Raw genomic sequence first — 13,310 nt, forward strand, 5'->3', positions numbered from 1 at the left:
ATTATCCACCCTTTTTTTATAGTGTTTCGTCACCTGGTTGCCAGTTAATAGGGCATAAACCTCCAGATTGGCAAGCTTGTAGAACTCTTAGAGTCTCATCTACACTTCTTCCCACATTTAAGTCATGGACTACAGAATATTTAATATTTCCGTCAGGATCTATTATAAATAGACCTCTTACGGCAATACCTGCTTCTTCCATGTACACTCCAAAATCTTTAGATACTTGGTGGGTCATGTCAGAAGCTAGAGGGTACTCTAACTGTCCAAGACCATTAGCATCCTTAGGAGTATGAATCCATGCCTTATGGGAAAATTCACTATCAGTACTAACGCCTAGTACCTCTGCATTTAATTTCCTAAAATCTTCAATTTTATCGTTAAATGCAGTTATCTCTGTAGGTCAAACAAATGTAAAATCTAGTGGATAGAAAAACATAACTAACCACTTTCCACTATAATCTTCTAAAGATACACTTCCAAAGTTTTCTCCCTTTCCGTCAATTGTTTTTAACTTAAAGGAAGGAGCTTTTTTTCCAACTAATCTTTCCAAAATAAAATCCTCCTTATATATGTGTTACCTATCTAGTTATATAGTTACCAAAAAAGTTAATATTATAAACAGGAAAAAATAAAAAAATATTATTTCAATAAAAATTACAATAAAAATTAATAGAATATGCATAAGGAATTTTTAATAGATATAAGTAGGAGGTGGTAGGTTTGAGTGGTAAAGGTAGGAGCTATTTTGTATCTATTTTAATTTTCATACTTATATTATTCATAATAATTGGCCCCTTTTATTTTATATATGTGAAAGAACAAATAAAAAATAATACTATAAAAAAGGAAGAATATTCATTTAAAGGAGTAATAAGCTTTTGGGATTACCCAAAAACTAACACTCAAACGGGAAGTCGATACGGATGGATATTGAAAAAGATAAAGAGATTTGAAAAAGAAAATCCTGGAGTATATATAGAATTTAAACCATTATCAAGGAAGACGGGGCATATGTTATTAGATACGGCTGTCGATACGAAAACTTATCCTGATATAGCTCCTGTAGCTACGGACATGAGGATTATATCTAAGGGGTTATTAGAAAATGTAGATAAATTTATGACGGAAGAGGAGGTTAAACAATATAAAACAGATGCCATAAAGGCAGTAAAATGTAAGGGGAAAATTTGGGGGTTTCCTTATACTATGAGTACCTATAACCTCTTATTAAATGTAGAAATGTTTAATGAAAGGGGAATTGAAATTCCTAAGGAAGGAAATTGGACCTATGATGAATTTGTAGAAACTCTTAAAAAACTTACAGTGGATGAAAATGATGATGGAAAGATGGATTATTATGGATTTAATGCCTATATAGGTGTAAATGATTATAGTCTTTGGGGAATACTTCTATCAGATGGAGGAGAAGTATTTAATAATAAGGGAGAATATATATTTAATGATAGTAAAGCCATAAGTGGGGTAAAAAGAATAGTAGATCTAAAAAATAAATATAAGGTAGTACCAGATGATTTTGGAGAAAGTTCAGAAATAGAGGCTTGGAAAAGTTTTTATAAAGATAAAAAAATTGGAGTATATCCTGCTGGAACCTGGGCTGTAAATACTCTAACTAAAGCCTACGAATCGGGAGAAGGATTTGAATTTGAAGTTGCAAACTATCCTACAGGTAATAGGGAAAAAACCATATCAGCAGCTAAAGTAACTTCTGCCTATGGAATTTTTAAGCAGGAGGATGAGGAAAAATTAAAAATGTGTGTGAAGTTTTTAAAATTTTTATCAAAGGATGAATACCAAAGGTCCTTAAATGAAGTGGGGGTATTTCCTGTGAAGAAAGACATAGAAAAAATATATACGGGAAATGCTAAAATGGACTTTGTAGAGCAAAATCTTAAATACACTAAAAATATATCTAATCCAAATTGGAATATTACTCAAGAGTATTTTTATAGCCAATTAAGGCAGATACTTCTTAAAAATAAAAATGTAAAAGAAGCATTAGACCAGGCTAAAAATAAAATAGATACTTATAGAAGTATTAAAAAAGAATGATTTTCATTTAGCACCTTTTAATGATATACTTTATTTAGAATAATGAAGGTTTAGGAGTTGAGATTTAGTGGATATAAAGCGAATATATGATAGATTAATAGAAGTGATAGATAGAGATAATATAAGAGAAAAGGAAATTATGTCAAAGCATACTTCCTTTAAAATAGGCGGGCCTGTAGATATTATGATTTTGCCAAAGACTGTGGCAGAAGTAAAGCATGCCATAAAAGTCTTTAAAGAAGAGGAAGTAAAATATTATGTTATGGGTAATGGGAGTAATTTATTAGTAGCAGATAAGGGAATAAGAGGAGCTATTATAAAAATTGGAGATAATTTTAATAAGGTAGATGTGGAAGATGAAAAGATAACTGCACAGGCAGGAGTACTATTATCTGCACTTGCCAATGTGGCCCTTAAAAGTTCTCTTAAAACTTTTGAATTTGCCAGTGGTATACCAGGAACTCTAGGTGGTGCAGTTACTATGAATGCAGGGGCCTATGGTGGTGAAATGAAAGATGTGGTAACGGGCGCTTCTGTTATAGATAAGTTTGGAAATGTGGTTTATCTAAATAATGAAGAATTAGGATTTGAATATAGAAATAGTAATGTGCAAAAGGAAGGGTATATAGTTTTAGAGGTAGATATCCAGTTAGAAAAGGGAATTTATGAAGAAATACAAAATACAATAAAAGACTTGACTAAAAAAAGAACTACAAAGCAACCCTTAAGCCTACCAAGTGCAGGAAGTACTTTTAAGAGACCACCTGATCATTTTGCTGGTAAGTTAATTCAAGATGCAGGATTAAAGGGAGTAAAAGTAGGGGGAGCACAAGTGTCAGAATTACATAGTGGGTTTATTGTCAATGTGGATAATGCCACTGCTAAGGATGTATTAGACTTAATAAGATTAGTTCAAAAAACTGTAAAAGATAAGTTTGGAGTATGTTTAAATCCAGAAGTAAAAATCATTGGTGAAATAGATTAAAGTGGGACAGTTTTTAACTGTCCCTTCAAAATACCTAAGAAAAGAGGAATATATATGAAACTTATAGGTGATTATCATACACATACCATATATAGTCATGGGAAGGGTACTATAGAAGACAATGTTAATATGGCCATAGAGAGAGGCCTTAAAGAAATTGCCATAACAGATCATGGATATGGTCATTTCCTATATGGAATTAAAAAAAGTCGTATAGCTGAAATGAAAGAAAAAATTGCAAATATAAATAAAAAACAAGATAAGGTAAAAGTAAAGTTTGGAATAGAAGCTAACATATTAGGCTTTGATGGCAGGTTAGATGTGGAAAAGGAAATACTAGATAGTATAGATATAGTTCTAGCAGGATATCATTTTGGTGCCCTATCTAAAAATTTTATAGACGATAGTATAATTCATGGAAGGAATTTGTTAGGCAGATATGTAACTTATATGGATAAGAAAAATAAGATTATAAATACAGACACGGTTATAAAGGCCATGTATAATTATAATATAGACATACTTACCCATCCAGGGGATAAGGGGTGTGTATATATGAAGGAAGTGGCAAAGGCTGCAGCTGAGACTAATACATTACTTGAGATAAATAGTAGCCATTCGTATTTAAGAGTAGAAGATATAAAGATTGCAATGAAGGAAGGAGCCATGTTTGTCATAAATAGTGATGCCCATAGACCAGAGCATGTGGGAGTAGTGGAACGTGGAATAAAGAGAGCTATAGAAGCAAAACTTCCTATAGACCGAATTGTTAATGTTGAGTGATGAACAGGAGGAGATAAGTATGAAATTTGTTATTATTACAGGTTTGTCAGGAGCTGGAAAGAGTCAAGCTATGAAATGTATGGAGGATTTAGGTTTTTATTGTGTGGATAATCTTCCATCTGCTTTAATACCAAAATTTGCAGATCTTTGCTTTCATGCTCAAGGAGAAGTAGAAAAAATTGCATTGGTTATAGATATTAGGGGTGGTATGTTCTTTAATGATTTAAAAAAGAGTATTGACCATCTAAAAGAAGAAGGTTATGAGTGTGAAATATTATTTTTAGATGCATCAAATGAAGTATTAATTAAAAGGTTTAAAGAAACTAGAAGAACTCATCCTTTAAATCCTACAGGTTCAATTATAGAAGGAATTCAGTTAGAAAGGGAGAAAATAGCCTATTTGAAGAAAATGGCAAATTATATAATTGATACATCTAATTTAACTACTGGACAACTGAAAAACGAAATTAAAGACATATTTGTAAAGGGAATTGAAAGTAAGAATATAACCATATCTATTCAATCCTTTGGATTTAAAAAGGGCATATTGTTAGATGCAGATTTAGTATTTGATGTGAGATTTTTACCAAATCCCCATTATATAGATGAATTAAGGGAGTTTACAGGAAATGATAAATCCATTAGAGAATATGTGATGAAATGGCCTGAAAGTATTGAATTTGTAAATAAATTAAATGATATGATAGATTTTTTAATTCCATATTATGTAAAAGAGGGCAAAAACCAACTAGTAATAGCCATAGGGTGTACAGGTGGAAAACATAGGTCTGTAACAGTAGCTAATATACTTTATGAGACTTTAAAGGAAAAGGGCCATAGAACTACTATAAATCATAGAGATATAAAACCTTTATAAGGGAGAAAATTAATGTTTGGAATAGGGAATAAGTTTATATTAATTATGATTTTATGTAGTACTCTCTTAATGGGAACGTTCTTAGGTATATTTTTAGGTGTAAGTTATGTTAGATATATTAGAAGAATTATAAGACAAAGGAAAAACAATAAGAATGGTTTAAAAAAGGCTCCTAAAATAGTAGTTATTGGAGGGGGAACGGGACTTTCAGTACTCCTTCGTGGTCTTAAGAATTTTACTTCAAACATTACGGCCATAGTCACCGTGGCTGATGATGGTGGTGGGTCTGGCATATTAAGAGAAGATTTGGGCATGTTGCCACCTGGAGATATAAGAAACTGTATATTAGCCTTAGCAGATACGGAGCCCACCATGGAAAAACTACTACAATATAGATTTACAGAAGGAATGTTAAAAGGCCAGTCCTTTGGTAATTTATTAATAGCTGCCATGAATGGCATATCAGATAATTTTGAAGAGGCCATAAAAAAGATAAATAAGGTTTTGGCAGTAACAGGTCAAGTACTGCCTGTTACTTTAGAAGATGTTACTTTATTTGCAAAACTTAAAAATGGAAGTGTCATAAAGGGTGAGTCACAAATACCGGTTAAGGTAAAAGAATTAGAGTCAAAAATAGATGAAGTTTTTATGAAACCTAATAATGCAAAAGCACCAGATGAATGTGTTTTGGCTATTTATGATGCTGACATTATTGTTTTAGGACCAGGAAGTCTCTACACCAGTATAATTCCAAATCTTTTAGTTAAAGATATGATAAAAGCCATAAAAAGATCTAGTGCTAGTATTGTATATATTAGCAATGTTATGACCCAACCAGGGGAAACGGATGAATATACGGTGGAGGATCATGTTAATGAGATAAATAAGTATCTAAAGGGAATAGATATAGATTATATCTTTGTGAACAATGAAAATATACCTACAGAAGTTTTAGAAAAATATCATAAGGATGGAGCTAAACCTCTATTATTAAATGAGGGTGAAAAAGAAAAATTACAAGGTCATCATATAAGGGTAATAGAAGGAGACTTTGTAAATATAAAGAAAAACTATATAAGGCATGATGCCCAGAGAATTTCAGAAAAGTTAATTCATATTTTTCAAAATGAAAAAAGGTAAAAGCTATCCACTAGGTGGTTTAACAATCTATCTATTTATTTAATAAAGTATAAAATTTATTCAAGATTTATATATGTGAATACATATACTTATAGTAGGCAGGTTGTTGGATGGTTCTAAAACTTTCTGTTCATATAAAAACTCTAATTATTCAACACCCTAGACATTAATAGGAGGTGTAGCATAGTGAGAGAGGAAGTGAGCTCTGGAGGAGTAGTCATATTTGGAAATGCCATATTACTTTTAAAAAAATATAATGGTGACTGGGTATTACCTAAGGGAAAAATAAAAAAGAATGAAAGCAGATCTGAAGCGGCCATACGAGAAGTATATGAAGAAGGAAGAGTAAAAGCCGAAATTATGGATTATATAGATAAAATAAAATATTCTTTTAAAAATTGTTGGAATGAGTATGAAGTAGTAGAAAAGACAGTTCATTGGTATTTAATGAAAACTAAATCTATGAATTGTGCACCATTAAAAGAAGAAGGCTTTATAGAAGCTAGATTTGTTCATGTGAATAGGGCTTTAGGCATGGTGAAATATGATGATGAAAGATATATAATTAAAAAAGTCCTAGATAAAATTAATAGAGAAAAACTTTCTTAATAAAAAAGAGTAATTTAGGCATATTAGAGTTAAGGGGGTAGGGAAAAAATCCTAACATATAACCCTTAACTCTAAATTAAAATTTAGTTTTATTTTATGAATCTTTAGGAATAAAGGATGAACAATAGGTATCGTCACTGCAATTGGTCATTCTACCAGTTTCAGTAATGACTTCTATTTTTTCTGCTTGACAATAATTATCATAATTGTGTTTGCAATTAGACACGTGGCATTCTACTACCATGTTATGTGGATGCATAATAAAACCTCCTTTAAATATAGTATTCATAATAAAAAATTATATATTACCATAAAAAAATAGATTAAGAGGAACAATTTTCAAAAGAAAAAAGTTGACTTGTATGCTATAATAGTGTAAAGTTGTTTTTCTGACCCAAATAAAGCAGGTGTTAATAATGTCATTTTCCATGAGAACTAAAAATGAATTATCTAGAGAAATGCCAGAAAATAAATGTTGTCAATTAGCAGAATTATCTGCTTTGATAAGGATGAGTGGAACTATTCAATTAGCTGGGTTTCAAAAGGTAAATATTAAAATAGTAACTGAAAACGCTGCCATAGCAAGGAAGATATTTACCCTTATAAAAAAATGTTTTGGTATACATACCGAACTAAGAGTAAGGAAAAATAAACTACTGAAAAAAAATAATCATTATGTTATTATTATTAGTAGTGAGGCAGGAGCTAATGAAATTTTGACAGATGTGGGAATACTACGTTGCAAGGAGAATACGTTTTCCTTGGACTATTCCATCCCTCAAAATTTAATAGAAAAGAATTGTTGCAGGAGATCTTATGTTAGAGGAGCCTTTTTAGGAGCAGGTTCTGTAAGTGATCCAGAAAAAACTTATCATTTAGAATTTGTAAATAATAGCGAAAAACATAGTGAAGATTTAAAGGAACTGTTATGGCAATATGATTTAAGTGCCAAAACTGTCATTAGAAAAAATAGTCATATAGTATATGTAAAAGAAGGCGATTGCATAGTAGATTTACTAAATATAATGGGAGCTCATGCTGCCTTACTGAAATTAGAAAATATAAGAATAGTGAAAGAAATGAGAAATAATGTAAATCGAATAGTAAATTGTGAAACGGCTAATTTAAATAAAATAGTTAATGCTTCAATTCGTCAAATAAATAATATTGAATATATACAAAAAACCGAAGGTTTTAAAATCTTGCCTGATAATTTAAGAGAAATTGCTGAAGTTAGATTAAATTACAGAGAAGCAAGCTTAAAGGAACTTGGTCAAATGTTAGACCCTCCCGTGGGAAAATCGGGAGTTAATCACAGATTACGAAAGATAGAAAAAATAGCAGATAGAATTAGAAGTGGGAAAGGGGGGGCAAAATGATACAAAAGGACTTTCAAATAGAGAGCAAGCTTGGATTACATGCTAGACCAGCAGCATTATTTGTTCAATTGACAAATAAGTTTTCATCAGACATAATTGTGGGCAAAGAAAACAAGATAATTAATGGAAAGAGTATAATGGGTATCATGGCTCTAGGCGTGTCAAATGGTGAAACCATAACTGTTAAGGTAAGTGGTGTAGATGAAAAAGAAGCTATGGCTGAAATTGAAGATTTCTTACTAAACAAGATAAATGGATAAGGCTACTATTAAAGTAGCCTTATTTTTGTTTTTGGCAAAATTATATACATATCATCATAAATATGTATATCCATCATAATACCTATATTTTGTAAAAACAAAAAAATAATCCATAAATACTAAAATTTTCATAAAATAGAGGAATTTTATTTGTTTTGAAGAATATATTTATACTATGATTAGACAAATTATTAGTTAATATGCAGTAATGGAAAGACTTTTGTTTTGGAGGTATACATGATAAAGCTAAAGACCAAGTTCCTACAAGAAGATATGATTTTAGCCAATAATATATATACTAAAAATGATGAAATACTCCTAGGTGAAGGTATACAGCTAAAGCAAGTTTACATAGACAAACTTTTGGAGTTAGGTATAAGTGAAGTATATGTACATATTCCTAGTACGGAAGATATAGTAGTGTCTGATGTTATTAAGGAAGAAAATAGAAGAAAAGCCCATAATATAATTAGGGAAACTATGAAAAATATTTGTTCTGATGGGGATATTAGAATGAAGAAGATAGGAGAAATAGTAGATAAGATTATTGAAGATCTCTTAAGTAATGATAGTATTATAGTAAATTTGTCCCTAGTAAGGTCTATAGATGACTATACCTTTTCTCATTCAGTAAATGTATGTGTATATGCTTTAATAATTGGTATAAGTTTAGGTTATAAAAAAGAGAATCTAAAGGAATTAGGAGTAGGAGCTATCCTACATGATATAGGGAAAATGCTAATAAATCCTCAGGTATTAAATAAACCAGGTAAATTAACTGAAGATGAGTATGAGTATATAAAAAGTCACACTAAACTTGGCTATGAAATAGTTAAGGACAACAAGAATATAAGTGAATCCAGTGCACAAATAATACTAACCCATCATGAAAGGTTTGATGGAGATGGTTATCCCCTTAAACTTAAAGGAGAGGAAATAAGGGAATATTCTAAGATAGTTGCCATATGCGATGTTTATGATGCCCTAACCTCTGATAGAGTCTATAAGAGTAAAGAATTACCTCATAAAGTGGTAGAGTATTTAATATCCATGGGACATCATCAATTTGATTATGATTTAGTGAAGAAGTTTATTACACATATACCTTGTTATCCTATAGGAACTATACTAAAGTTAAGTACTAATGATGTGGGTGTAGTTTCTGAAATATATGAAAAGTATCCAAATAGACCCCTTGTAAGATGTATTTCAAAGGAGAAGGGGATAAAGGATGTTAGTTTACTTTATAATCCTTCCATAGAAATAATTGGGGTATTAGAGAAATTGTAATATTTTTTGGTATAATAATAGATATGAATTATTCATATCTATTTTTTTTTTATATAGATAAGCTACTTCCAATCTGAATGTATGTGAACTCACTTCGGTCATATAAATAAAAACGTTTATAAGGTAAGTCACTATCAGACTATAGGGAGTGAATATTATACTTACTATAGAAGGTTCACAATTGTTTGCAGCATAGGATGTTCTGATGTTCCACCTTCTAAAATTTTTTATTTATATTTCCTTGTAAGTAGCTAAAGTTATTGAATTTGGAAGTGGGATATATATAGCTCACAAAAGTAAAGGGGGGATTTTGTGTCAAACTTTGTTCATTTGCACTTGCATACAGAGTACAGTTTACTTGATGGAGCAACTAGAATAAAAGATCTTATAAAAGAAGCCAAAGAAATGGGAATGAAAGCTGTGGCTATTACAGACCATGGAAGTATGTTTGGCGTAATAGATTTTTATAAGGAGGCAAAAAAGCATGGAATTAATCCTATAATAGGATGTGAAGTATATACGGCAAAGAGAACTATGTATGACAAGGACCCGGTTAAGGATAAAAAAATGGGTCATTTAGTTTTATTGGCTAAAAATAATGAGGGATATAAAAATTTAATTAAGTTAGTATCGAGAGGATATACTAAAGGCTTTTATTATAAGCCTAGAATTGATATAGATATATTAAGGAAACATAGTGAGGGCCTTGTGTGCTTAAGTGCATGTATTGCAGGAAGTGTACAGACAAAATTATTGAATGACGATTATGAAGGTGGAAAGAAAGAAGCACTAGAATTAGAAAAGATATTTGGAAAAGGTAATTTTTATCTAGAAATTCAGGACCATGGTATTGAGGAACAAAAAAAGATTAATGAATTTTTATTTAAATTAAGTGGTGAAACTAACATACCATTAGTAGCAACTAATGACGTGCACTATTTAAAAAAGAGTGATGCAGATGTTCATGATGTGCTCATATGTATACAAACGGGAAAAACTGTAGATGAAGAAGAAAGAATGAAGTTTCCTAGTGATGAATTTTATTTTAAATCGGAAGATGAAATGAGAAGATTATTTCCAAATCATCCTGAAGCTATTGAAAATACACTAAAAATTGCTAATATGTGTAATGTGGAATTTGATTTTAATACTATTCATTTACCTAATTATGAAGTGCCAGAGGAATATTCTAAAAAACAATACTTGAGAAAACTTTGTGAAGATGGATTAAGAGAAAGATATAAAGAAATTGATGATCAATTAAAGGATAGATTAGAGTATGAAATAAGTACCATAGAAAATATGGGATATGTGGAATATTTCCTTATTGTATGGGATTTCATAAGATATGCTAAGGATAATAATATAATGGTAGGGCCAGGACGTGGTTCTGCAGCTGGAAGTATCGTAGCATATACTTTAGGAATTACAGATATTGATCCTATAAAATATGGACTTATATTTGAACGTTTTTTAAATCCAGAGAGGGTAACTATGCCCGATATAGATATTGACTTTTGCTATGAAAGAAGGCAAGAGGTTATAGATTATGTTATAAGAAAATATGGACAAGAAAAGGTTGCTCAGATTATAACCTTTGGAACTATGGCTGCAAGAGCTGCCCTTCGAGATGTGGGACGAGCCATTAATGTGCCCTATGCTAAGGTAGATTCCATAGCAAAGGAAATTCCTATGCAACTGGGAATTACTATTGAAAAGGCCATAAAAATAAATCCTAAGTTTAAAGAAATATATGATTCAGATTCGGAAGCAAAATATTTAATAGATGTGGCCCTGGCTTTAGAAGGAATGCCTCGTCATGCATCAACCCATGCAGCAGGTGTTGTTATATCTAAAGAAGCCATAGATGAGTATGTGCCCCTTTACATGCACAATGATGCCATGTCAACTCAGTTTACAATGACTACCCTAGAAGAACTAGGTCTACTAAAAATGGATTTTTTAGGACTTAGAAACTTAACTGTAATTAGGGACGCGAAAACTTTAATTGAAGAGAAGTATAATGTGAAAATTAATTTTTCTAATATGGAATATGATGACCCTAAAGTATATGAATTAATTAGTAAGGGAGATACTTTAGGAGTATTTCAGTTAGAAAGTTCTGGTATGAGACAATTTATGAAGGATTTAAAGCCTGATTGCTTTGAAGATATTATAGCGGGAATATCCCTGTATAGACCAGGGCCTATGGATTCTATTCCAAAGTATATAGAGTATAAAAAAAATCCAAGTAAAATAGAGTATGTCCATGAAAAACTAGAACCCATATTAAATGTTACCTACGGATGTTTAGTTTACCAAGAGCAGGTTATGCAAGTAGTAAGGGATTTGGCTGGTTTTTCCTATGGTCGAAGTGATTTAGTACGTCGTGCCATGGGTAAAAAGAAAATGGATGTAATGGAGCAGGAAAGAAAGCATTTTATCCATGGAAAATTAGATGAAGATGGAAATGTGGAAATTTCAGGGTGCATAGCTAATGGAGTAGATGAGAAGGCTGCAAACCAAATATTTGATGACATGGTTGAATTTGCAAAGTATGCCTTTAATAAATCCCATGCAGCAGCCTATGCCGTACTAGGTTATGAGACGGCTTATTTAAAGACCTATTATCCAGTAGAATTTATGGCTGCATTAATAACTAGCGTAATGGGTAATTCAGATAAAGTGGGAGAATATATACAAGACTGTAGGAAGAAAAACATAAAAATATTACCTCCTCACATAAATGAAAGCTACGAGAAGTTCACTGTGGAGGATGGCAAGATAAGATTTGGATTATTGGCAGTAAAAAATGTAGGATCTAATGTGATACAGGCAATAGTAAATGCAAGAAAAGAAAAAGGAAAAATTATTAGCTTTAATGATTTTTGTGATAAAATAGACATAACCCAAATTAATAAAAGGGCAATTGAGAGTTTAATAAGGGCTGGAGCCTTTGATAATTTAGATGCTAATAGGGCACAACTCCTTGCAGTCTATGAAAAGGCTATAGAATCTGCACAACAGGATAGGAAAAGAAATGTGGAAGGACAGTTTTCCATGTTCCAAGGTTTTGATAGTGCCATGAAAGATAGTATAACTTTTCATTATCCTAATCTAGGTGAATTTCCACAAAAAGTATTATTATCTATGGAAAAGGAAATGGTAGGCCTTTATGTAAGTGGACATCCCCTGTCCACCTATGAAGAAAAAATAAAGGAAGTTACCTCTTCTAATATATTAAATTTAAATAATTCTATTCAAGATGGAAAATTAGATGGTAAAAAAGTTCGATTAGCTGGTATAATACAAGGAAGACAAAATAAGATTACAAGAAATAATCAAATAATGTCCTTTTTAACATTAGAGGATTTAACTGCCAGTATGGAAGTGTTAGTTTTCCCAAAGGTATATTCTAAGTATGAAGAACTCATATATGAAGATAATATTGTTATAATCGATGGAAGACTAAATTGTAGAGAAGATGAAGATCCTAAACTTATTGCAGATAAAATAAGACTTCTTACTAATGAAACTGTAGTGTTAAAGAAACTTTATCTAAAAGTAGCAGGTAAAGATGATCCTAAAATTGAAGAAATAAAGACTATCCTTAGAAAGTATAAGGGAGAAAATCCTGTAATTATATATATGGAAAAGGAAAAAAAGAGACTTCAAGCCAATAAAAAATTATGGGTAAATATGGAGGAAAAACTCTTAATAGAACTAAGACAATTATTAGGAGAAGAATCTGTTAAGATAAGATAGACAAAACTCGACAATGTTTTTGAAAAAAAGAAAAGTTGTGGTATAATATAAATTCGTAAATGTAACATACATTAAAAAATAATGAGAGAAAATACTATAATAAGGCTGATAGATTAAATCGAAATAGTAGAAATTGTACAAGTCAAAAA

General features: G+C 31.1%; 12 protein-coding genes. 10 read left to right on the forward strand and 2 right to left on the reverse strand.

Translation table 11 applies throughout. The annotated features are described in order from the left end of the window. Positions 1 to 16: 16 nt before the first annotated feature. Complete coding sequence (locus CCE28_RS16825) at positions 17 to 553, reverse strand: peroxiredoxin (RefSeq protein WP_330396875.1); 537 nt, start codon at positions 551 to 553, stop codon at positions 17 to 19. 170 nt (positions 554 to 723) lie between these two features. On the opposite strand from CCE28_RS16825, the gene CCE28_RS16830 reads away from it, so the two are divergent. The 6 genes from CCE28_RS16830 to CCE28_RS16855 all read left to right on the forward strand — a co-directional run bounded on the left by CCE28_RS16830 (position 724) and on the right by CCE28_RS16855 (position 6,467). Beyond that, entirely contained in the window at positions 724 to 2,073 is a 1,350-nt protein-coding gene (locus CCE28_RS16830; protein ID WP_176461887.1) for an ABC transporter substrate-binding protein, read from the forward strand. Positions 2,074 to 2,140: 67 nt separating this feature from the next. After that, positions 2,141 to 3,058, forward strand: a complete 918-nt coding sequence (gene murB, locus CCE28_RS16835; protein ID WP_095134891.1) for a UDP-N-acetylmuramate dehydrogenase — start codon at positions 2,141 to 2,143, stop codon at positions 3,056 to 3,058. A gap of 54 nt (positions 3,059 to 3,112) precedes the next feature. Then, positions 3,113 to 3,841, forward strand: coding sequence for a PHP domain-containing protein (locus CCE28_RS16840; protein ID WP_095134892.1), 729 nt, complete (start codon positions 3,113 to 3,115; stop codon positions 3,839 to 3,841). Positions 3,842 to 3,860: 19 nt separating this feature from the next. Then, a complete protein-coding gene (gene rapZ / locus CCE28_RS16845; protein WP_095134893.1) occupies positions 3,861 to 4,718 on the forward strand; it encodes an RNase adapter RapZ in 858 nt (285 codons plus the stop codon). A 12-nt stretch (positions 4,719 to 4,730) separates the two neighbouring features. Then, positions 4,731 to 5,858 (forward strand): gluconeogenesis factor YvcK family protein, encoded by a 1,128-nt coding sequence (locus tag CCE28_RS16850; RefSeq protein ID WP_242973006.1) that lies wholly within the window; start codon positions 4,731 to 4,733, stop codon positions 5,856 to 5,858. 186 nt (positions 5,859 to 6,044) lie between these two features. Then, on the forward strand, positions 6,045 to 6,467 hold the full coding sequence (locus CCE28_RS16855; RefSeq protein WP_095134894.1) for an NUDIX domain-containing protein: 423 nt from the start codon (positions 6,045 to 6,047) through the stop codon (positions 6,465 to 6,467). 94 nt (positions 6,468 to 6,561) lie between these two features. Here the strand turns inward: CCE28_RS16855 and CCE28_RS16860 are convergent, their stop codons facing one another. Continuing rightward, on the reverse strand, positions 6,562 to 6,726 hold the full coding sequence (locus CCE28_RS16860) for a DUF1540 domain-containing protein (RefSeq protein WP_176461888.1): 165 nt from the start codon (positions 6,724 to 6,726) through the stop codon (positions 6,562 to 6,564). 157 nt (positions 6,727 to 6,883) lie between these two features. Here CCE28_RS16860 and whiA point away from each other — a divergent pair, with 157 nt between their 5' ends. The 4 genes from whiA to CCE28_RS16880 all read left to right on the forward strand — a co-directional run bounded on the left by whiA (position 6,884) and on the right by CCE28_RS16880 (position 13,161). Next, a complete protein-coding gene (whiA, locus tag CCE28_RS16865; protein ID WP_095134896.1) occupies positions 6,884 to 7,846 on the forward strand; it encodes a DNA-binding protein WhiA in 963 nt (320 codons plus the stop codon). Beyond that, the gene (locus tag CCE28_RS16870) at positions 7,843 to 8,106 is read left to right on the forward strand and encodes an HPr family phosphocarrier protein (protein WP_095134897.1); all 264 of its coding nucleotides are present in this window, start codon (positions 7,843 to 7,845) and stop codon (positions 8,104 to 8,106) included. Before whiA ends, CCE28_RS16870 begins: the two co-directional genes overlap by 4 nt. Before the next feature lie 237 nt (positions 8,107 to 8,343). Then, positions 8,344 to 9,396, forward strand: coding sequence for an HD-GYP domain-containing protein (locus CCE28_RS16875; RefSeq protein WP_095134898.1), 1,053 nt, complete (start codon positions 8,344 to 8,346; stop codon positions 9,394 to 9,396). A 312-nt stretch (positions 9,397 to 9,708) separates the two neighbouring features. Next, positions 9,709 to 13,161: a DNA polymerase III subunit alpha gene (locus tag CCE28_RS16880; protein ID WP_095134899.1), complete on the forward strand. Its 3,453-nt coding sequence runs from the start codon at positions 9,709 to 9,711 to the stop codon at positions 13,159 to 13,161. Positions 13,162 to 13,310 lie beyond the last annotated feature (149 nt).

The organism is Anaeromicrobium sediminis (genome assembly GCF_002270055.1).
Taxonomy (GTDB): domain Bacteria; phylum Bacillota; class Clostridia; order Peptostreptococcales; family Thermotaleaceae; genus Anaeromicrobium; species Anaeromicrobium sediminis.